Source organism: Micromonospora sp. NPDC006766 (assembly GCF_040636055.1).
Taxonomy (GTDB): Bacteria; Actinomycetota; Actinomycetes; order Mycobacteriales; family Micromonosporaceae; genus Micromonospora.
Genome location: NZ_JBEYIX010000001.1, coordinates 494,417 through 514,959, shown reverse-complemented (window position 1 = coordinate 514,959; position 20,543 = coordinate 494,417). Strand labels below are relative to the sequence as shown.

The 20,543-nt window shown below is 73.3% G+C and carries 20 protein-coding genes; 9 read left to right on the top strand and 11 right to left on the bottom strand.

The features are described 5' to 3' along the window. Window positions 1-4: 4 nt before the first annotated feature. From ABZ671_RS03090 to ABZ671_RS03075, 4 genes are all read right to left on the bottom strand, one after another. Window positions 5-1,204 carry a hypothetical protein gene (locus ABZ671_RS03090; protein ID WP_357850244.1) on the bottom strand — a complete coding sequence of 400 codons (1,200 nt, stop codon included), beginning with the start codon at window positions 1,202-1,204 and terminating at the stop codon, window positions 5-7. A gap of 129 nt (window positions 1,205-1,333) precedes the next feature. After that, window positions 1,334-2,533: a GNAT family N-acetyltransferase gene (locus ABZ671_RS03085; RefSeq protein WP_357850241.1), complete on the bottom strand. Its 1,200-nt coding sequence runs from the start codon at window positions 2,531-2,533 to the stop codon at window positions 1,334-1,336. A 48-nt stretch (window positions 2,534-2,581) separates the two neighbouring features. Further along, window positions 2,582-3,301 (bottom strand): protein phosphatase 2C domain-containing protein, encoded by a 720-nt coding sequence (locus ABZ671_RS03080; RefSeq protein WP_357850238.1) that lies wholly within the window; start codon window positions 3,299-3,301, stop codon window positions 2,582-2,584. Window positions 3,302-3,365: 64 nt separating this feature from the next. After that, entirely contained in the window at window positions 3,366-3,926 is a 561-nt protein-coding gene (locus tag ABZ671_RS03075; RefSeq protein WP_357850235.1) for an XRE family transcriptional regulator, read from the bottom strand. Window positions 3,927-3,984: 58 nt separating this feature from the next. On the opposite strand from ABZ671_RS03075, the gene ABZ671_RS03070 reads away from it, so the two are divergent. Further along, window positions 3,985-5,202: a benzoate/H(+) symporter BenE family transporter gene (locus ABZ671_RS03070; protein ID WP_357850232.1), complete on the top strand. Its 1,218-nt coding sequence runs from the start codon at window positions 3,985-3,987 to the stop codon at window positions 5,200-5,202. A 107-nt stretch (window positions 5,203-5,309) separates the two neighbouring features. Here ABZ671_RS03070 and ABZ671_RS03065 read toward each other — a convergent pair whose 3' ends face one another. The 3 genes from ABZ671_RS03065 to ABZ671_RS03055 are packed head-to-tail and all read right to left on the bottom strand — an operon-like array spanning window position 5,310 to window position 6,681. Further along, a complete protein-coding gene (locus ABZ671_RS03065) occupies window positions 5,310-5,669 on the bottom strand; it encodes a hypothetical protein (protein ID WP_357850229.1) in 360 nt (119 codons plus the stop codon). A 30-nt stretch (window positions 5,670-5,699) separates the two neighbouring features. Continuing rightward, the gene (locus tag ABZ671_RS03060; protein ID WP_357850226.1) at window positions 5,700-5,948 is read right to left on the bottom strand and encodes a hypothetical protein; all 249 of its coding nucleotides are present in this window, start codon (window positions 5,946-5,948) and stop codon (window positions 5,700-5,702) included. 49 nt (window positions 5,949-5,997) lie between these two features. After that, window positions 5,998-6,681: an FCD domain-containing protein gene (locus ABZ671_RS03055; protein WP_357850223.1), complete on the bottom strand. Its 684-nt coding sequence runs from the start codon at window positions 6,679-6,681 to the stop codon at window positions 5,998-6,000. 49 nt (window positions 6,682-6,730) lie between these two features. On the opposite strand from ABZ671_RS03055, the gene ABZ671_RS03050 reads away from it, so the two are divergent. Then, window positions 6,731-8,026, top strand: coding sequence for an MFS transporter (locus tag ABZ671_RS03050; protein WP_357850220.1), 1,296 nt, complete (start codon window positions 6,731-6,733; stop codon window positions 8,024-8,026). On the opposite strand, the gene ABZ671_RS03045 is transcribed toward ABZ671_RS03050, so the two are convergent. Next, on the bottom strand, window positions 7,972-8,328 hold the full coding sequence (locus ABZ671_RS03045) for an STAS domain-containing protein (protein ID WP_357850217.1): 357 nt from the start codon (window positions 8,326-8,328) through the stop codon (window positions 7,972-7,974). The two genes, ABZ671_RS03050 and ABZ671_RS03045, sit on opposite strands and share 55 nt — an antisense overlap. A gap of 152 nt (window positions 8,329-8,480) precedes the next feature. Here ABZ671_RS03045 and ABZ671_RS03040 point away from each other — a divergent pair, with 152 nt between their 5' ends. From ABZ671_RS03040 to ABZ671_RS03025, 4 genes are all read left to right on the top strand, one after another. Further along, entirely contained in the window at window positions 8,481-9,050 is a 570-nt protein-coding gene (locus ABZ671_RS03040; protein ID WP_357850214.1) for a TIGR03086 family metal-binding protein, read from the top strand. A gap of 76 nt (window positions 9,051-9,126) precedes the next feature. Next, the gene (locus ABZ671_RS03035) at window positions 9,127-9,663 is read left to right on the top strand and encodes a PadR family transcriptional regulator (RefSeq protein WP_357850212.1); all 537 of its coding nucleotides are present in this window, start codon (window positions 9,127-9,129) and stop codon (window positions 9,661-9,663) included. Beyond that, window positions 9,660-10,361, top strand: a complete 702-nt coding sequence (locus ABZ671_RS03030; RefSeq protein WP_357850208.1) for an ABC transporter ATP-binding protein — start codon at window positions 9,660-9,662, stop codon at window positions 10,359-10,361. Before ABZ671_RS03035 ends, ABZ671_RS03030 begins: the two co-directional genes overlap by 4 nt. Next, the gene (locus ABZ671_RS03025; protein ID WP_357850205.1) at window positions 10,358-11,881 is read left to right on the top strand and encodes an FtsX-like permease family protein; all 1,524 of its coding nucleotides are present in this window, start codon (window positions 10,358-10,360) and stop codon (window positions 11,879-11,881) included. The genes ABZ671_RS03030 and ABZ671_RS03025 overlap by 4 nt, the downstream gene beginning before the upstream one ends. Before the next feature lie 18 nt (window positions 11,882-11,899). On the opposite strand, the gene ABZ671_RS03020 is transcribed toward ABZ671_RS03025, so the two are convergent. Beyond that, window positions 11,900-12,076: a hypothetical protein gene (locus ABZ671_RS03020; RefSeq protein ID WP_357850202.1), complete on the bottom strand. Its 177-nt coding sequence runs from the start codon at window positions 12,074-12,076 to the stop codon at window positions 11,900-11,902. A gap of 174 nt (window positions 12,077-12,250) precedes the next feature. Between ABZ671_RS03020 and ABZ671_RS03015 the strand changes: the two genes are divergently transcribed. Then, the gene (locus tag ABZ671_RS03015) at window positions 12,251-13,219 is read left to right on the top strand and encodes a threonine/serine dehydratase (protein ID WP_357850200.1); all 969 of its coding nucleotides are present in this window, start codon (window positions 12,251-12,253) and stop codon (window positions 13,217-13,219) included. A gap of 47 nt (window positions 13,220-13,266) precedes the next feature. Here the strand turns inward: ABZ671_RS03015 and ABZ671_RS03010 are convergent, their stop codons facing one another. After that, the gene (locus ABZ671_RS03010; RefSeq protein WP_357850626.1) at window positions 13,267-15,354 is read right to left on the bottom strand and encodes a S9 family peptidase; all 2,088 of its coding nucleotides are present in this window, start codon (window positions 15,352-15,354) and stop codon (window positions 13,267-13,269) included. 138 nt (window positions 15,355-15,492) lie between these two features. On the opposite strand from ABZ671_RS03010, the gene ABZ671_RS03005 reads away from it, so the two are divergent. Beyond that, complete coding sequence (locus ABZ671_RS03005) at window positions 15,493-16,830, top strand: FAD-binding oxidoreductase (protein ID WP_357850197.1); 1,338 nt, start codon at window positions 15,493-15,495, stop codon at window positions 16,828-16,830. A gap of 116 nt (window positions 16,831-16,946) precedes the next feature. Here the strand turns inward: ABZ671_RS03005 and ABZ671_RS03000 are convergent, their stop codons facing one another. Then, window positions 16,947-19,013: a SpoIIE family protein phosphatase gene (locus ABZ671_RS03000; RefSeq protein ID WP_357850194.1), complete on the bottom strand. Its 2,067-nt coding sequence runs from the start codon at window positions 19,011-19,013 to the stop codon at window positions 16,947-16,949. Between the two features lie 181 nt (window positions 19,014-19,194). Here ABZ671_RS03000 and ABZ671_RS02995 point away from each other — a divergent pair. Beyond that, window positions 19,195-20,543, top strand: a 1,349-nt coding sequence (locus ABZ671_RS02995) for a HAMP domain-containing protein (protein WP_357850623.1), incomplete at its 3' end; no start/stop codon positions are given.

Sequence of the window (20,543 nt, the reverse complement as noted above, 5' to 3'; positions counted from 1 at the left end):
TCGATCAGGCCAGAGTGGAGGCGATCACCGTGGGTGGGCGGGCGCCGAGAAAGAAGATGCCGGGAAACCCTCTGGTCTCGAAACCCTGGCTGGGGTTGCGGCGCAGGGTCGAATGCTCGATCCGCAAGGTGCCGGTGCGGTCGTTGCTGACGAAGAAGATCGCGCCGCCGCCCTCGTTGGCGCGGTTGCCCTCGATGATCGTGCCGGCGATTCGTACCGTGAACTCGTTGCCGTCGCAGTAGATCGCGCCGCCGCTGCCTCCGCCGGAGGTGCCGGCCCGAGCCGGGTTGGCCCCCGTGCCGACCGCCCGGTTGTCACGGAAGACGCTGTTCAGCACGGTCCAGGAAACGCCGATGCTGCTCATCGCCGCGCCGTTGGCGCACACCCCACCGGTGAAGGTGCTGTTCACCACGTACACCGGCTTGTTCTCGTACTGGCTGAGCACCCGCAGGGCCGCGCCGCCCAGGTCCGGCCCGGTTCGATCGCACCGGTTGTCGACGAAGCGGGAGTTGACCACCTTGAACCGCCCGCCCCGTACGAAGATCGCGCCGCCTCCGCCGCCCTCGGTCCGGTCTCCGGTCGAATCGCCGTTGGCGAAGGTCAGGTTCTGCACGGTGAGCTGCGGATGGTCCTGGTTCTGGCAGTGCGAGGTGGTCCAGCCCTGGGCCTGGTCGCAGGTGTTCAGGTAAAGGATCCGGCGCTTGCCGCCGCCGCTCAGGGTGACCTTGCCGCCGCCGTCCAGCACGATCCGCGGCCCGTGCGAGTTGACCACCTTCGCGGTGGCCTTCATCTGGATGGTCACCGGTGTCGGGCCGCAGTCGAAGGTGATGATCCCGCCCGCCGCAACGGCCTTGACCACCGCGTCGGAGGTGCAGCTCGCCGCAGTGCCGGTGCCGACCGTACGGGTGGGGTGCGAGGTGTCCACCGCCCGCGCCTCGGCCGGCACGACGGCACCCCCACCCGGGTTGCCGGCGCGGAACGACGGCGTCGACGGCGAGGCGCTCGGTTTCGCCGCGCCGAGACCGGTCCGCGCGGTCGGGGTGACCGCCGGGCCGGCCGTCGGGCTGTCCGTCGGGCCGGCGGCGGTTCCGCTCGCGGCCACCGGCGCGGCGGGCGAGTCGGCCGGGCCGGCCGCGCCGCACGCGGGCAACGCGGCGGCCGCCAGGCCGAGAACGAAAAGGGCGACGAGCGATTTCCTCCGCACCGCCCGAGGCTAGCCCAAACCGTCCCGGCCAAGATCTGCGCAACTTCCAGGAAGTTGCTGCATCCGAGCGCGTGGAGACAGCAACTTCCCGGAAAGTGCGCGGATCTTGACCGGGTGGGGGTGGGCGGGTCAGAAGTCGGCGAAGAGGTAGGGGAGGGCGCGGGGGAAGAGGCGGCGCAGCTCGGTGGCGGCGTCCACCGGCACGTCCCCGAGGCCTCGGATGGCGACCTCGACCGGGTCCAGCACCCCGTACGCGAGGGCGGAGAGGCCGGCGGCGGTGAGCGTGGCGGTCGGGACGGTGGTCGCGGCAGCGGAGCCGCCGGAAAGGACCTCCAGCCGCCCGGCGGCCCCGTCGAGCAGGTGGGTGCCGGCCAGCCACCGGTCACCGACCAGCTCGACGTTGACCCGGCCGGCCCCGACCGGCAGACCGGCGAGCGCGTCGAGGCTGAGCAGCCGGGCCATCGGGGCGGCCGACCCGGGTCGGGACACCCGCGCCTCGACCTGCACCGCGAGGTCGGTGAGCCACAGCTCGGGCAGCTCGTCGGCGGGCAGGTGCACGCGGATCCGCTCCACCTGGTCGACGTGGCGGGCGAAGAACTGGAGCAGCGACGCCCGGGCGTACGGGTCGTCGGCGAGCAGGTCGTCGGCGATCAGCTCGCCGCCGTGGTCGTCGATCCGGTAGGTGACCGCGCCGACGGTCCGGTCGTCGCGTACGGCGGTCAGCAGCCAGCGGTCGTCCCGGTCGCGCAGGCTGACCGCCCGGAAGTCGGGGAAGATCGCGAACCCGTGCCGCTCGTACAGGCAGTGCTCGGTGTACGTGCGCCACGTCTGGTAGCCGGCGCCGACCCGCTCCCAGACCACCTCACCGGGCAGTTCGGCGCGGAGCAGCGAGGCCAGGTCGGCCGGGGAGAAGACGGCGGTACGCCGGGCGGGCAGCCCGACGTAACCGAAGCGCTCGTAGAACGAGGCGCGGAACGGATACAACGCGGTCAGTGGGTGCCCCTCCTCCCGCATCTCGTCGAGGAGCTGGTGCAGCAGGGCCCGGACGTGCCCGCGCCGGCGGGCCAGCGGGTGGGTCGCCACCCCGGCCACGCCGGCCATCGGCAGGACGCTGCCGCGCAGGTTCTGCCGCATTGGAATCGCCGTGACGGCGGCTGCGGTGACGTCGTCCTCCTCGACGACCAGCGTCCGGTTGCCCGCGTTGTACGGCAGGTACGCGCGGAACTCGTCGACCCGGGAGGCAGTCATCGGCGAGGCCTCGAACGCGTAGGCCTGGATCGGGAAGCTGTGGGTCAGCCGTTCCTCGGCGGCCAACCGACGAATGATCATCCGACCATTTCAACCGCATTCGGTGACCGCCGCAACCGGTTCGCCGGTTCAGGCCGCGGTGACGTCGGAGACCACGACGGTGACATTGTCCGGCGCGCCGGCCTGGTGGGCGAGCTTGACCAGCTGCTCGCCGCAGAGCTGCCGATCGGCGTACGTGCCGAGCACCGAGGCGATGGCCGCGTCCGTCACGTAGTCGGAGAGGCCGTCACTGCACAGCAGCAGCCGGTCGCCGGGGAAGACGGTGAGCATCCCGATGACCGGTGGCGTGTCCGAGCCCTGCACGGCGCGGGTGACCAGCGAGCGCTGCGGGTGGTGCCGGGCCTGATCGGGGGAGAGCGCGCCCTGGTCGACCAGCGCCTGGACGAAGGTGTCGTCCCGGGTGAGCTGGGTGAGCGCACCGGCGCGCAGCAGGTAGCAGCGGGAATCGCCGACCTGGGCGAGGACCAGGGTGTCGCCGGCGAGCAGGCCGGCGGTCAGCGTCGTACCCATGCCGTCCCGGGCCGGGTCCACTGTGATGGCGGCGCGGATTCGCTGGTTGGCGGCGCTCACCACGGCGCGCAGCGCGTCGGCGGCCTCCTCGGGAGAGGTCGGCGGGGCCAGCTCGTCCAGGATCCGGATGACGATGTCGCTCGCCACCTCGCCGGCGGGCAGCCCGCCCATGCCGTCGGCCACCGCCATTAGGCGGTCGCCGGCGAGGGCGCAGTCCTCGTTGTTGGTCCGGACGAGGCCGACGTCGTTGCGGATAGCCGAGCGGAGGATCAGCGTCATGGGGTAAAGCTTGCCAAGAAAACCCGCCCCGCGTCTCTACCCACCGGGTATGCGTCCAAGATGGTCAGCGGCGTGGGTAGCGCAGCAGCAGGCTCGCGCGTACCTCCTCGTCGCCGAGTGCGGCGTAGCTGTGTGGTACGTCGGAGGTCCAGCGCAGGTGGCCGCCGGCCGCGGCGGTCAGCGGGGCGTCCACCGGTCCGGCCCGCAGCACGCCGGCGAAGACGGTGATGTGCTCGGTCACCCCGGGCTGGTGCGCGGGGGAGAGCTGGCCGGGCCCCGGGGCGACCCGCATCCGGTACAGCTCGTAGGTCGCGTCGGTGTCGGTGAAGACCTCCAGCAGGGTGGCGCTGACCGCCGCGCCGCTGACCGTGGGGGTCGCCTCGGGCGCGGTGAGCACGGCGGTGAGCGGTACGCCGAGCTGCGCGGTGACCGCGTACAGAGTCTCCAGGGTCGGGTTGCGGGTGCCGTTCTCCAGCCCGGAGAGGGTGGCCTTCCCGACACCGGCCAGCCGGGCCAGGGTGGAGAGGGACATCCCCCGCTCCTCGCGGAGGGCGCGGACCCGGCGTCCGACCGCGTCGGCGCCCGGGTCGGGGGTCCGGTCCCGGTCTCGTGGGGCTGCTGCCATCCGGCTATCCTGCTACACCGTATCGTTCCATAAACGGAACAGTGGTCGGGAGGGTGGCATGGCCGGTCGGCTACAACCCGTGCTGGCCGGGGTCGTGACGGCCCTCGTCGGCTTCGCCAGTTCGTTCACAGTCGTGCTCGCCGGGCTGCGCGCCGTGGGCGCGGACCAGGCGCAGGCCGCCTCCGGGCTGCTCGCGCTCTGCGTCGCCACCGGCTGCTGCGCGGTCTGGCTCGGGCTGCGGCACCGGCTGCCGCTGGCGATCGCCTGGTCCACCCCCGGTGCGGCGCTGCTGGTCGCCACCGGGCCGGTGCCCGGCGGTTGGCCGGCCGCGGTCGGTGCGTTCCTGCTGACCGGCCTGCTGATCGCCGCCGCCGGGCTGATTCCGGCGCTCGGCCGGGCGGTCGCCGCGATTCCCGTCCCCGTCGCCAGCGCCATGCTCGCCGGGGTGCTGCTGCCGCTCTGCACCGCGCCCGTCCGGGCCCTGGTCGAGGTGCCCCGGCTGGCCGGGCCGGTGGTGCTCGCCTGGCTGGTGCTGCACCGGTTCGCCCGTCGCTGGGCGGTGCCGGGCGCGCTGGCCGTGGCGGCGGTGGCGATCGCGCTGACCACGTCCGGGCCGGTCCGGGCACACCTCGCCCCGACGGTCGCGTTCACCGCGCCGACCTGGACGGTGCCTGCGGTGGTCGGGCTCGCCCTGCCGCTGTTCCTGGTCACCATGGCCGCGCAGAACGTGCCCGGGACGGCGGTCCTCGCCGGCTACGGCTACCGGGCCCCGCTGGGCTCCGCGCTCCGGGTGACCGGGCTCGCCACCGCGCTCGGTGCCCCCGCCGGCGGGCACGCGGTGAACCTGGCCGCGATCACCGCCGCCCTGGCTGCCGGCCCGGACGCCCACCCCGATCCGGAGCGGCGCTGGATCGCCTCGGTCACCGCCGGGATCGGCATGGCGCTGCTCGGCCTGGGCGCCGGCGTGGCGACCGCCCTGGTGCTGCTCTCGCCGCCGGTGCTGGTCGAGGCGGTGGCCGGGCTGGCGCTGCTCGGCGCGCTGGCCGGCGCGGTCTCGGCGGCCGTCGCCGAACCGGACGGCCGCGAGGCGGCGGTGGTCACCTTCGTGGTCACCGCCTCCGGGGTGAGCCTGCTCGGGGTGGGCGGCGCGTTCTGGGGTCTGGTGGCCGGCTGGCTGATGCTCCTGCTTTTCCGCCGCCGCCCGCATGCCCCGGCCACTCCGCCCCCCGTGGCCGAGGCCGAACGGGAGCTCGCCGGTTCCCGCCAGTCGGGGTGACGAACTGCAAGCCTGGTGCTTGCAGGAGGCCGTTCCGGGTTTCCGCGGCCGCCTTAGGGCCCGCTTTCACGCGGGCCCTTCGTGCGTCTGCCGACCGGTCGGCGGGCTCACTCCTCCTCGGGCAGTTGCGCGGCTGGCACGTCGAGGCGTACGCCGTCGTCGGTGACAGCCGTGATCTGGTCGGCCAGCACGTAGACCGCGCCGGTCGGCGCCAACTCGGTGGAGACCTTGAGGTAGCCGGTGCGCAGCAGCCGGGCGGCAAGGTCGGCGGGGACCTCCGGCTCCTCGACCGCCGCCGACTCGATCAGCTCGTTCAGGCTGCTCCCCGGGTCGACCGGGGCGGGTGCCTGCACGGTTACCGCGTTCGGGTCGCCGCGCTGGACGAGATCCACGGTGCCGACCTCGGCACCGGTCGAGTCGACCACCCGCATGCCGGTGGTGACGCGGGAAATGACCTGCTGGCTCATGCAGGCAGCGGTTCCCAGGGCGGCCCGGCGCTAAACGGGCGGGGCCCAGCCGCTCGGCGGGCGGGGCGAGAGCTCGCGCCAGGTGTCCGGCCCCTCCAGCAGCGCCCGGACCGTTTCCTCCGCCTCGTCCACGCCGTCGTACTCGTAGAACCGGGAGACCCCCTCGGCGCCGCCGGCGCGCTGCTCGACGTGCCAGCGGTCGCCGTCCACCCGGAGGAAGACATCCCGCCGGGCCAGCCGCCCCCATTTCCCGTTCCACCAGTGCCTGCGTTGCTCCATGACCCGGACTCTATCGAACAGGTGTTCGAGAAATGTCGGCCCCCGCGACCTACCCCCCGCTGGGGGCCTCAAGGAAAGCGCCGGCCTCGATCGCCGCCCGCGCCGGATCGCCGTCCCGGATCGCGTCGACCAGTCGGCCGTGGTCGACGTACCGCTCGGGCTCCAGCGCGCCGCCCATCGCCTGGGCGACGGTGCTGCGCAGCGCGGCGCCGACCGAGGCGTACAGCTCGGCCAGCATGGTGTTGTGCGCGGCGGCCACCACCGTGCTGTGCAGCGCGGCATCGGCCTCGACGAACTCGTCCACCCGGCCGGAACGCCAGGCGGCCTCCCGGGCGGCGAGCGCCTCGTCGAGCGCCGCCAGGTCGGCAGGGGTACGCCGTAGCGCGGCGAGCCGGGCCGCCTCCACCTCGAAGGCGCGGCGGACCTCGACCACCTCGGCCATCCGGTCGTCGGTGAGCCGACGGGCCACCACCGGGGCCAACTCGTCGGTCGACACGACGTACGTCCCGGAGCCCTGACGGCATTCCAGCACCCCGGCGTGCACGAGTGCGCGGACCGCCTCCCGGACCGTGTTGCGTCCGACGCCGAGCTCGGCGACGAGCTGCGGCTCGGTGGGGATGCGCCCGCCCACCGGCCACTCGCCGCCGAGGATCCGGGTCCGAAGCTGCTCGATGGTCTGGCTTACCCGGTGGCCGCGCGGGGGCACGGCGACCGGAGCGAGGGCGCGTGTCATCGGTTACAACTCCTCCCGGAATTCATCCCATGATTGTATGTTGAAGGTCATGACTGCGCCAGCCACCCGCACCGGACCAGCCCACCCTCGACCAGCTGGCGGTGGCGGGCTGGTGCTGGTCGGCATGCTGCTGGTCGCGCTCAACCTGCGCGCGGCGGTGACCAGCCTGGGTGCCCTGCTCGACGAGATTCGCACCGGGCTGGGTCTCTCCGGCGTCATGGCCGGCTTCGTCACCACCCTGCCCACCATCGCCTTCGCCGGGCTCGGCGCGCTCACCCCGTGGCTGGTCCGCCGCTGGCCGCCCGCCCGGGTGCTGGCGCTGGCCATGCTCGCCCTCGCCACCGGCCAGGTGCTCCGGGTGGTCACCGACTCGGCGGCCGTCTTCGTGCTCACCAGCGCGCTCGCCCTGGCCGGCATCGCGGTCGCCAACATCCTGCTGCCGATGCTGGTCAAGCAGCACTTCCCGCACCGCACCGGGCTGGTCACCGGGGCGTACACGATGGCGCTCACCATCGGCACGACGGTGGCCGCGGCCGCCGCGGTGCCGGTGGCGCACGCCTTCGGCTCGTGGCGGGCCGGGCTCGGCGTCTGGGCCGGGCTGGCCGCCGTGGCCGTACTCCCCTGGGTGCCGCTGGCGCTGCGGACCCGCTCGGCGCGGCGGGCGGCGAGCCCGACGGCGGTCACCGCGGCCCCGGCACGGGTACGGCCGGCGCAGACCCGGCTCGGCTGGGCCATGGCCGTCTACTTCGGGGCGCAGTCGCTCAGCGGGTACGCGATCATGGGCTGGCTGGCCCAGCTCTTCCGGGACGCCGGCTACCCCGCCGAGACCGCCGGCCTGCTGCTCGCCGGGGTGACCGCGCTCGGCGTGCCGGTGGCGCTGGCGATGCCGGCCCTGGCCGGCCGGCTGCGGACGCTGCGCCCGCTGGTGTTCTCGCTGACCGCCTTCTCCGCTGCCGCGTACCTCGGACTGGCCGTCGCGCCGCGCGGCCTCGCGCCGCTCTGGGTGCTGCTGCTGGCCCTCGGCCAGGGCGCGTTCCCGCTGATCCTGACCACCATCGGACTGCGCGCCCGGACCGCCGACGGCACCGTCGCGCTGTCCGCCTTCGCGCAGAGCACCGGGTACGTCATCGCCGCGCTCGGTCCGCTGCTGGTCGGCATCCTCTACGAGGCGACCGGGGGCTGGACGGCGCCGATCGGCTTCCTGCTGGCGGCCCTCGCCGTCCAGACGACGGCGGGCGTGGCCATCGCCCGCCCCCGCTACATCGAGGACGAGCAGCGCAGGGCCGAACGTCAGGAGGAGGCCGGCGTCGCGTCGCCCGCCACCGCCTGGTCGACCGTCGGGTAGGTGTTCAACACCTCGACGAGGCCGCTGACCTCCAGGATGCGAAGCACGCCGCGCTGCGGGGCGGCCAGCCGCACCACGCCGCCGGCCTCGTCGCAGCTGTTCTTGGCCCGGACGAACACCGACAGCCCGGTCGAGTCGCAGAACGACAGGGCCGCCAGGTCGAAGACGAGGCGGCTGCGACCCTTGTCCAGCAGGTCGGTGATCTGGTCCTGAAGCTGCGGGGCCGTGGCCATGTCCAGCTCGCCCGCGACCGACACGACGACCACGTCGCCGCGCTGTTCCGTGTGCACCGTCAGGGACATTCGTCGACCTCCTGTGTTCGGTGGAACGGTATCCCACAAAGCGGGCGGTACGCAGAACGGGAGCCGACAGCAGTGCCGCCGATCATTTTCTAGGGCTGTCCCGCCGCGGTTCGTGTCGCATTTCTTCAAGACCGTCCTCATACGCTGGCCCTATGACCACGAAGACTAGTGAGCTGCTGGCTGTCGCCGCCCCACGGACGGTGGCGGTGGTCCAGCGCATTTCCGACGATCAGCTCGACCTGCCCACCCCGTGCTCCGACTACTCGGTGCGCGACCTGCTCAACCACGTGTTCGACGTGGTGGTCAACTTCCAGGCGCTCGCCCAGCGGCAGGAGGTGGACTGGTCGGCCAAGACCGACCACCTGACCGAGGGCTGGCGAGACCGGTTCGCGGCGGAGACCGTACGCCTGGTCGAGGCGTGGTCGGACCCGGCGGCGCTGGAGGGTGTCTCGCCGGGGATGGGGCTGCCGCAGGAGACGGTCGGCGACATGGCCCTGATCGATCTCGCCGTGCACGGATGGGACCTGGCCCGGGCGACCGGGCAGCCAGTGGTGGAGGCCGACCCGGCGGTGCTTGCGGCGGGGCACGCCTTCATGGACCGGATGGGCGACACCGGCCAGCGGATGGGGGCCTTCGGCGAACCGGTGCCCACCACGTCCGACGTCGCTGACCTGGACCGGCTCCTGGCCCGGACCGGCCGGGATCCGGCCTGGACGCCCTGACGCCCTCGGCCCGCGCGGCGCCACGCCGCGCGGGCCTTGCTTGACATTGCTATTCGCCGAGCGAATAGTGACGGCCGTGTCCACACAGCACGTTCTGCTCGGGCTGCTCGCCGGCGGTGCCCGGCACGGCTACGAGCTGAAACGAGCCCACGACGAGCGGCTGCCCCGGGCCCGTCCACTCGCCTTCGGGCAGGTCTACGCGACCCTCACCCGGCTACAGCGGGACGGCCTGGTGGTCCCGGCCGGGCAGGAGCGTGAGGGCGGCCCCGACCGCACGGTGTACGCGCTCACCGAGGAGGGGCGGTTGGCGCTCGACCGGTGGCTCGCCACTGTCGAGCCGCCCATGCCCCATGTGGCGAGCACCCTCTTCGCCAAGGTGGTGGTCGCGCTGTTGGTTGCCGACGCCGATCGGGCCCGGTCCTACCTGATCGCCCAGCGCCGGGCGCACACCGAGCGGCTCCGCGAGCTCACCGCGGTGAAGGCCGCCCCATCGGCCAGCCTCGACGACGTGATCGCGGCCGACTTCGCCATCAACCATCTCGACGCCGACCTGCGGTGGCTGCACACCACCCTCGAACGGGTCGCCGACTGGCACCGGGAGGTGCACTCGTGACGCAGCTGGAGGCCCGCGGTGTGGTCAAGGCGTACGGCAGGACGCCCGCGCTGCGCGGCGTGACGCTCGACGTGGCGGAGGGGGAGGTCGTCGCCATCACCGGGCCGAGCGGTTGCGGCAAGTCCACTCTGCTGCACTGCCTCGCCGGCATCCTGCGCCCCGACTCGGGCGAGGTCACCTGGCGGGGCGAGCGGATCGACACCTGGTCGGAGGCGGCCCGGTCCCGGTTGCGCCGCACCGATTTCGGGGTGCTCTTCCAGTTCGGTCAACTCGTTGCCGAGCTGACCGCGGCGGAGAACATCGCCCTTCCGCTACTTCTCGCCGGCACGGGGCGGCGAGAGGCGCGGACGGCGGCGCTGACCTGGCTGGAACGGCTGGGCGTGGCCGAGGTCGCCGACGTTCGGCCGGGTGAGATGTCCGGCGGGCAGCAGCAGCGTTGCGCCACCGCTCGGGCTTTGGTCACCGAGCCCCGGGTGCTCTACGCCGACGAGCCGACCGGCGCGCTGGACACGCTCACCGGCGAGCAGGTGCTCACCGAGTTGGTCCGGCTCGCCCGCGAGCAGCACACCACCGTCGTGCTGATCACCCACGAGCCGCGCGTCGCCGGGTACGCCGACCGTGAGGTGGCGCTCCGCGACGGGATGGTGGACCACTCGGGCCTGGGCCTGGACTCGCCGGTGCCGGGGGGCCGCCGGTGAAGCCCATCGTCGTGCTCCGGCTCGCCCTGGCCGGCACCCGCACCGACACCGCCCGCGTGGTGCTGACGGCGCTGAGCGCTGCACTCGCCACCCTTGCCGCCCTGGCGGCGCTGACCGTGCTGGCCATTCCGACGCCGCCAGCCACAGACGACAACGGAGGCCGCTGGTCGCAGCAGTACGCCAACCAGCTTCTGGTTGAGCCGGGGCTGCGCGGTGGCACCGCGTTCGCACTGCTGCTGTTGGCCATCCCGGTGCTGGGGCTGGCCGGGCAGTGCGCACGGATCGGCGCACCGGCCCGGGACCGTCGGCTGGCTTCGTTCCGCCTGGCCGGGGCCACCCCCGGGCAGGTCACCCGGGTCGCCACGGCGGAGACCGGGGTGGCGACCCTGTTCGGCACGCTGGCCGGGCTGGCCCTCTACCTGGTCGGCCACCAGCTGCTGCATCGACCGGACGCGCAGGGCCGGCTGCCGCTGCCCACCGACGTGTACCCGTCGACCGTCGGGATGGTGGCGCTGGTGCTCGGGCTGCCGGTGGTCGCCGCGCTGGCCACCGCGCTGATGCTCCGCCGGGTGACGACCACCCCGTTCGGCGTGATGTGGAAGGTGCGGACCCGCGGACCCTGGCCGTGGCCCGGCCTGCTGATCATCCTGGGTCTGGCCGCCTTCGCCGCCATCCGGCCGGTGGCGTTCTGGTACGACCGGCGGCATGCGGAGCTACCCCCCGGGCTGGTGCCGGCGCTGCTGGTCGGCGGCGGACTGGCCGCCATGATCGGCGTGGTCACCGGCACCGGCTGGATCTCCCACACCGCTGGTCGGCTGCTGCACCGCTACGCCCGGCGACCCGCCGCGCTGCTGGCCGCCCGCCGGCTGACGGCCGACCCCTGGGCGGGCAGCCGCACCTTCGCCGCGCTCCTCGCCGCGCTCATCTTCGGGGCCGGGGCCGCCGGGTTCCGCGCCTACTTCCTGGCCACGGTGGAACTCGACGCTCGGACGGGCAGCGAGAGGGTCGCGTCGGACGACTTCTACCTCGGCACGATGGATCTGATCGACCTGGCGGTCGCCGTGGGGATGACAATCGCGGCGGGCGGGCTGCTGGTCGCCCTGGTGGAGGGGGTCACCGCCCGCCGGCGCCAGTACGCGGCGCTGGTCGCGACCGGGGTGCCGCGCGGCACGCTCGGCCGGTCCATCCTCTGGCAGTCGCTCGCGCCGGCGGTGCCCGCGATCGCCGTCGCGCTGACCGTCGGCCTGCTGCTCGTCCGGGGCGCGCTCGGCTCGCCGCGCAGTGGCGGTTTCTCGCAGGAGACCTGTGACGCGGATGCGGCTCTCTGCGCCGACCCGGCGACGGCCGCCCCGTACGTCCGCACGGAGTGGGTACCGGAGATCACCGTGGTTCCGGGCGTACCGGTGGAGCAGCTGGCCTGGCTCGCGGCCGGCGCCCTGGTCGCGGTGCTGGCGACCGTCGTCGTCGGCCTGCTCGTCCTGCGCTCCAGCACAGCGGTGGAGGAACTGCGGACGACCTGACGTGACGCGTCGGCGGGCTCAGCGGCCGCCGAGGATCCCCGCTGACCAGGAGACGGCCAAGCCGATCACGACCGAGCAACAGCAGACGAGCAGGGCGGCGGCCACCACAGCGAGGATCACCCAGGTCGGCCCACGCCGGGCCGCTCCTTCCGGGGGTACGTCCGCCCCGACCGGCTCCTCCTCGGCCTCGCTCACCCGGGCAGTCTAGGTGCCGCACGAGCGGGACATGCCGCAAGATCGCGCTCGATCCCGGAAGTAGTGGCTTCCGCCATGCTGCGAGGGGACTCGTTCCAGGATCGAGCGTGATCATGAGGGGCGGCGCGGGCGTCGGGGCGGCGAGTGCGGCCGGGGCCGGGGCAGGATTGGCCGATGCTGATCTCTATCGAGGACGTCCGGGTCGCCGCCGACGACATCGCCGGGACCGTCGTGCGGACCCCGCTGCTGCCGACCCCGTGGGACGACGAGCTGTGGGTCAAGCCGGAGAGTCTGCAACCGGTCGGGTCGTTCAAGCTGCGCGGCGCGACGCACGCGGTGGCCCGGCTCGACCCGGCCGCCCGGTCCCGGGGGGTGGTGACGCACTCGTCCGGCAACCACGGCCAGGCCCTCGCGTACGCGGCCCGGGCGTTCTCGGCGCCGTGCACGGTGGTCGTTCCCGAGGGGGCACCGCAGGTCAAGGTGGACCGGATCCGGGCGCTCGGTGCCGAGGTCGTGCTGGTCCCGCCGGCGCGCCGGCTGACCGAGGCGGAGCGGATCGCCGCCGACACCGGGGCCGCCTTGGTGCCGCCCTTCGACGACCGGCGGATCATCGCCGGGCAGGGCACCATCGGGCTGGAGATCGTGGCGGACCTGCCCGACGTCGATGTGGTGCTGGTGCCCGTCGGCGGCGGCGGCCTCTCCTCGGGGGTCGCCACCGCCGTGAAGGCGCTGCGCCCGTCGGCCGCCGTGTTCGGGGTGGAGCCGGCGCTGGCCGCCGACGCCCGGGATTCCCTCGCCGCCGGTGAGGTGGTGGTGTGGGACATTGAGCGGACCTATCGGACCAGCGCCGACGGGCTGCGTACGAACCTGTCCGCGCTGACCCTGGCCCACCTGAGGGAACGCCTCGACGGCATCGTCACGGTGACCGAGGAGGAGATCGCCCTGGCGATGGGCCGACTGGTCCGCGAGGCCCGGCTGGTGGTCGAGCCGAGCGGTGCGGTGGCGGTCGCGGCACGGCTGTTCCGCCGGGACGAGCTGCCGCCAGGGCGTACCGTCGCGGTGATCACCGGCGGCAACGTCGACCCGGCGATGCTCGGGTCGACGCTCGCCACTCCCGCCACCGCGCCCGCCGTCGAGCGTTAATAAGGGGCCCCTGCTCTACCCGAGGCGTTAACAGGGGCCCCCTCCTTTCACTTCAGGCGGTCGAGGATCCAGGCGTTGATGAACGCCTCCTCGCGCCAGGCGTCGTACCGGCCGCTCGGGCCGCCATGGCCGGCACCCATCTCGGTCTTGAGCAGGTAGTCGCCCTGCGGCGCGACGGCCCGCAGACGGGCGACCCACTTGGCCGGCTCGTGGTAGAGCACCCGGGTGTCGTTGAGGCTGGTCACCGCGAGGATGGCCGGGTAGTCGACCGGTGCCACGTTCTCGTACGGGGTGTACGACTTCATGTACGCGTAAACCTCGGGGTCGTCGAGAGGGTTGCCCCACTCCTCCCACTCGGTGACGGTGAGCGGCAGCGACGGGTCGAGGATCGAGGTGAGCGCGTCCACGAAGGGCACCTGCGCGACGATCCCGGTGAACGCGTCCGGGGCGAGGTTGGCGACCGCGCCCATCAGCAGGCCGCCGGCCGAGGCGCCCCGGGCCACCAGGCGGTCGGTGCCCGTCCAGCCGGCCTTGACCAGGTGCCGCGCGCAGGCCACGAAGTCGGTGAAGGTGTTCTTCTTGGCCAGTAGCTTGCCCTCGTCGTACCAGCGCCGGCCCAGCTCACCGCCGCCGCGGATGTGCGCGACGGCGAAGATGACGCCCCGGTCGAGCAGGCTGAGTCGGGCGATGGAGAACCACGGGTCCATGCTCGCCTCGTACGAGCCGTAGCCGTAGATGACGCAGGGGGCGGAGCCGTCGCGCGGAGTGCCCTTCCGGCAGACCAGCGAGATCGGCACCCGGGTGCCGTCGTCGGCGAGCGCCCAGTCCCGGTGCTGCTCGTAGTCGGCCGGGTCGTACGCCCGCCCGTCCGGCCCGGGGCGGACCGGCTTCTGCTTGCGCAGCACCATCTGCCGGGTGACCAGGTCGTAGTCGTAGACCGAGTCCGGGGTGACCAGCGACGTGAAGCGCAGCCGCACTTCGCTGGTGCGGTATTCCGGGTTGGCGTCCAACCCGACGCTGTAGATCGGCTCGGGGAAGTCGATGTCGTACGCGTCACCGCCGCCGATCGGCAGCACCCGCAGCCCGGTCAGCCCGTTGCTGCGCAGCGAGACGACCAGGTGGTTCTCGAACGCGTCGACGGCTTCCAGCCGGGTGCCCGGCGCGTGTTCGATCAGCGGCGTCCAGTCGCCGGGCGTGTCCGCCGAGGTGTACGCCAGCGCGAAGTCCTCCGCGCCGTCGTTGTGCAGGATCAGGAATCGGTGGCCGTGATGCTCCACCGAGTATTCGACGCCCTGGCGGCGGGGCGCGATGATCGCCGGCTCGCCGGTGGGGTTGGCGGCCGGGATGACCCGTACCTCGCTGGTGATCTTGCTGTGGATGTCGATGACCACGAACCGCTCGGAGCGGGTCAGCTCGACGCCCACCCAGAACCGCTCGTCGTCCTCCTGGTGGACCACCGCGTCCTCGCTCGACGGGGTGCCGATCGTGTGCCGCCAGACCCGGTTGGGCCGCCATGCGTCGTCGACCGTGACATAGAAGAGTGTGGAGGCGTCGGCGGACCAGGCGGTGCCGTAGAAGGTGTCGGGGATCTCGTCGGCGAGCACTTCGCCCGTGCTCAGGTCCTTGATCCGCAGGGTGAACCGCTCGTCCCCGGCGAAGTCGGTCGAGTATGCCAGCCAACGGCCGTCCGGGCTGACGTCGAACGCGCCGAGGGCGAAGAAGTCATGACCCTCGGCGAGCAGGTTGCCGTCGAGCAGCACCTCCTCGCCGTCGAGCGGGGCACCGTCGGCGCTGATCGGGGGCGCGGTCTCGCCGGCGTGCACCGCCCGCCGGCAGTGCACGCCGTACTGCTGGCCCTCGACGGTGCGGGTGTAGTACCAGTACCCGTCCTTGCGGGTGGGCACTGACAGGTCGGTCTCCTGGGTGCGCCGGCGAGTCTCCTCGAACAACTCGGCGCGCAGCCCCTCCAGGTGTGCGGTGCGCGCCTCGGTGTAGGCGTTCTCCGCGGTGAGGTGGGCGATCGTCTCAGGGTCGTCCTTGGCGGCGAGCCAGGCGTACTCGTCGACGACGGTGTCGCCGTGGTGGGTCCGCTCGGTCGGCACGCGTTTGGCGACGGGCGCGGGCGACGGCTTCAGGTCGTGGCGCGGCGAGTTGTCGGGGGTCTCGGTGGTCACGGCGTCACGTTACCGGCCGGGAGCGCGCCGCCGGGCGTGCGCGTGGCCGGCTCGGCCGATTCCCCGTCGCCGCTTTCGAACATGTGTACGATGACGGCCATGGCGGCTGCAGCGAGTTCCACGAACCGATCCGGAGCCCTCGAGATCACCCGACGACTGGCGGAGATCTGCGGCCCGTCGTTCGCCCGGTTCGCCGGCCCGGCCGACGAGGTGGCCGGCCGGACGGCCCGCTGGGTGGCGGTGCCGGGCGGCCCGCACTCCGCCGCCGAGGTGCTGCGGCTGGCCGCCGCGCACGATCTCACCGTCGTGCCCCGAGGGGCCGGCACGAAGATCGATTGGGGTGCCGCCCCGGCGCAGGTCGACATCCTGCTCGACACCGGCCGGCTCGCCGGGGTCTGGCACGAGCCGCAGGGCTCCCCGGTGGCCGAGGTCGGCGCCGGCACTCCGCTGCGTGCGGTCCAGGCGAGCCTGGACCGCGCCGGCCGGCGCCTGCCGGTCGACGCGCCCTCCCCCGGGGCGACCCTGGGCGGGGTGCTCGCCGCCGACGAGGCCGGCCCGCTCCGGCACCGGCACGGCCGTCCGTGCGCCCAACTCGTCGGCGTTCGCTACCTGGACCCCAGCGGCGAGCTGATCAGCATCGGCGCGGCTGGCACGGCCTCGTTGGGCCAGGCAGCGCCGACGGGCCGCGACCAGAGCGGCGGCGCGGCGGCGCTCTTCGGCGCCGGCGACCTGCCGGGGCTGGACGTGGCCCGGCTGCTCTGCGGCTCGCAGGGCGGCCTGGGGGTGCTGGTCTCGGCGACCCTGCGGGTGCAGGCCGTGCCGGCCAGCCGGGTCTGGGTGTCCCGCCCGGTCTGGACCCCGTTGGAGGCGCACGACCTGGTCCGGGCGGTGCTCGCCGCCCGGCTCGATCCGGCGGCCGTCGAGCTGGACCTGCCGGTGCCGTTGCCGCGCCGGCGGGTGAACCCGTCACATCCGTCCGTGTTCGGGCGGCCCGAGCATCCGGCGGTGACCGGGCGGGCGGCCCGGCCGGCTGCGGCGGGCAGCTTGGCGGTGCTCCTGGAGGGCGGCCCGGCCGACGTCGCCGAGCGGGTCGAGCGGCTCACCGCCCTGCTCGGAGGCGACGCGGTCGCCAGCCATACGCCACCCGACTGGTGGGGGCGCTACCCGTTCGGCCCGGGCGACACCGCGCTGCGGATCGAGGTGCCGATCAACGACCTGCACGCGGCGGTCTACGCACTGCGCGACGCCGCGGGCACCCCGGTGCCGGTACGCGGCTCGGCCGGGGTCGGCACAGTGCACGCCGCCCTGCCCGGCTCGCTGGCTCCCGATCGGGTGGCCTCGATCCTCGCCGCCGTCCGGGGCGTGCTCCTCGCCCGAGAGGGCCGCTGTGTGGTGGTGGCCGCCCCCGCCCCGGTCCGGCGGGTCGTCGACCTCTGACCCCGCCCGCTCGCGCACGATGCGAGGCGGCAACTTCGGGGAACCTGCTGCCTCCGGCGCGGCGCGAGCAGCAACTTCGGGGAACCTGTTGCCTCCGGCGCGCAGGCCGCCGGGGATTAGAGCGCGTCGTTGCGGAGGACCAGGATGGCGATGTCGTCGCGGGGTGCCTCCGCCGAGAAGCCGATCGCCGTGGCGCGCATCCGGGCGGCCACCACGTCCGCGGAATAGCCGGCCAGCGGCGCCGCCGACGCGCGTAGCCGTTCGGTGCCGAAGAGGTCACGGCCCCGCCGCCGTTCGGTGACCCCGTCGGTATAGAAGATCAGCGCGTCGCCCGGGTCGAGCGAGATCTCGGCCGCCGGAGTGGCGATCGCGTCGAGCAGCCCGAGTGCCGTACCGCCCGTGCCGACGAAGGCGGCCCCACCGCCGCCGTTCAGCAGCACCGGGCGGTCGTGCCCGGCCAGGTGCAGGGACACGTCGAGCTGACCCCCGTCGCCCGGCGCGACCGCCGCCAACGCCAGCGTGCAGTATCGGCCGCTGCCCCGCTCGACCAGCGTCTCGTTGAGCCGGACCAGCATCTCCGGCAGTGGCTTGCCGTCCCCGGCCAGCACCCGGATCACGTCCCGGACCAGGCCGGTCACCGTCGCCGCCTGCACACCCTTGCCCGAGACGTCGCCGATCACCACCAGCCAGCCGCCGTCCGGCAGCGGCACCACGTCGTAGAAGTCGCCGCCGACCTCGGCGTCGCCGCCGGTCGGGACGTACTCGGCGGCGAAGCCGATGCCCTCGACCACCGGAAGCACCGGCGGCAGCAGGGACTGCTGGAGCGCCTGGGCGACGCGCCGCCGCTCGGCGTGGATGCGGGCGTTCTCGATGGCGAGGGCGGCCCGTCGGGCCACGTCCTCCAGGACGGAGACCTCGTCCGGATCGTGTCGATGCCCCTGATGGCGGCCGACGGCCAGGGTGCCGAGCCGTTGCCCGCGGGCGATCAGCGGTACGGCGAACCCTTCCATCGGCCCGCTGAGCGGCACCTGCGCCGCGCTCCGGGATGCCTCCCGCAGTCGGGCCTGGATCGAATCCGGCCCGGTCTCCTGGAGCACCCGGTGCAGCTGCGGCAGCACCGACTCGTCGGCGTGGCTGGACGCGGCGAGCCGCAGCCGGCCCCACTCGTCGGTGGTGTGCACCACGCACCACTGGCCGAGCCGGGGCACCACCAGTTGCGGGATGAGCGCCATGGTCAGCTCGACGTCCAGGGACTGGGCGAGCAGTTCGCTCGCCTCGGCGAGGAAGGTCAGCCAGGTCGACCGGCGGACGTCCGCCCGGCGCAGCCGGTCGTTCTCCAGGTGCAGCGAGAGCCGTTCGGCGGTCAGCACCGCCAGCGGCCGCGCGTACGCCGACGGCGCCGCGTCCAGGCCGAGCTCGCCGACGTACGGTCGGTGCACGGCGAGCGGAACCAGGAGCAGCTCGTTGCCCTCCCGCGGCTGCCGACCGTACCGGGCGAGCACCTGGCTGCCCTTCCCATCGCCCCGGTCCAGCCGGACCACACCCCCGGCGGCACCCACCATCTCGGCGAGCCGGGTCAGCAGCCCAGTCGCGAACTCCGGCAGCGGATCGTCCGCGTACGGGTCGGGGTTGGCCTGCATCAGCTCGCTCATCGCGGCGGCGCTCGGAGTGCCCTCGGCCGGGCCCGGGTCGGTGATCGCCGCAGGGGGCTCGGCCGTGACCGGCCGGGTGGAGGGGTCGCTGTCGTGCCGGTCCAGCCGGAACCAGACGCCCTTCCCGGTGGGCAGGTAGGTGGTGCCCCACCGGCTGGCAAAGTGGTCGACCAGCAGCAGCCCGCGCCCGCGCTCGGCCACCTCGGTGATGTCCGGGCTGACGTTGCGTACGCCGACCATCAGCTCCTCGACCGGGCCGGCCGCGAAGTCGGTGACCGTGACGGTCAGGCCGGCGGTGTCCGCTTCGACCTCGATATCCAGCTCGGTGCGCGCGTGTTCCACGGCGTTGGTGGTGAGTTCCGTGGTGAGCAGCAGCGCCTCGTCGAGCAGTTCGTCCAGGTTCGCCGCGCCGAGGACGGATCGGACCAGCGCCCGGGCTGCGGCGGGAGTGCGGCGGTCGGCGGGGAGCCGGACCCGGCGGACGTGCTCGTCCGTGCCGCCGTCCGTCGCCGGCCCCGACTTTGCTGACACCTTCGTATCCTCCACCGCCGCCGCCCTCGGTGCCAAACGACCGGCCATTGCCGCGCCGTGGGCTGGATGTGTACGAATCAGGGCGAAAGCGGCAGGCACGTAGGTCGTCGCCTCGACGTTAGGCGGGCAAAATGGTGGGATGTCGGCACGAGCCGGTTGGCCCCGAGCTGAGCGAGGAATGATGACCACGGCGAAAAAGTCGGTAGCCGCGGACCTGTCCGCGCCCGAGCACGAGGCGCTCCTCGGTGAGCTGGTGGAGGCGCTGCGGCAGGTGCGCCGGGGTGACCTCAAGGTCCGACTGCCCCGGCGGGCCGGCCTGGCCGGTGAGGTGGCCGACGCCTTCAACGACGTGGTGTCGCTTCAGGAACGGCAGCACCTGGACCTGCGCCGGATCAGCCGGATCGTCGGCCGGGACGGCCGGCTCACCGAACGCCTCGACGACGAGGGGCTGGACGGCTCGTGGGCGGAGGGGCAGCGGGCGATCAACTCGCTCATCGACGACCTGGGCCGACCGACCACCGAGATCGCCCGGGTCATCGTCGCGGTGGCCGACGGTGACCTGTCCCAGCACATGGCGCTGGAGATAGACGGCCGCCCCCTGCGCGGTGAATATCTGCACATCGGGCGCACCGTCAACACCATGGTCGACCAGCTGTCGTCCTTCTCGAACGAGGTGACCCGGGTGGCCCGCGAGGTGGGCACCGAGGGCAAGCTGGGCGGCCAGGCCGACGTACGCGGGGTCGCCGGCACCTGGAAGGACCTCACCGACTCGGTGAACACCATGGCGTCGAACCTGACGTACCAGGTGCGGTCGATCTCGCAGGTGGCCGCGGCGGTGGCCAAGGGCGACCTGTCGCAGAAGATCACCGTGTCGGCCATGGGCGAGGTGGCCGAGCTGGCCCACACCTTCAACTCGTTGACCGACACCCTCCGACTCTTCGCCGAGCAGGTGACCCGGGTGGCCCGGGAGGTGGGCACCGAGGGCAAGCTGGGCGGCCAGGCGGAGGTGCCGAACGTGGCCGGCACCTGGAAGGACCTGACCGACAGCGTCAACTCGATGGCGTCGAACCTGACCGCTCAGGTGCGCAACATCGCCCAGGTCTCCACCGCGGTGGCCCGGGGCGACCTCTCTCAGAAGATCACGGTGGCCGCGCAGGGCGAGATCCTGGAGCTGAAGGACACCGTGAACACGATGGTGGATCAGCTGTCGTCGTTCGCGGACGAGGTGACCCGGGTGGCCCGCGAGGTCGGCATCGAGGGCAAGCTCGGCGGCCAGGCCCAGGTACGCGGTGTCTCCGGCACCTGGCGTGACCTCACCGAGAACGTGAACCAGCTCGCCGGCAACCTGACCAGCCAGGTCCGCAACATCTCGCAGGTCTCCACGGCGGTGGCGAAGGGTGACCTGTCGCAGAAGATCACGGTCGATGCCCGGGGCGAGATCCTGGAGTTGAAGTCCACGGTGAACACGATGGTGGATCAGCTGTCGTCGTTCGCGGACGAGGTGACCCGGGTGGCCCGTGAGGTGGGCAC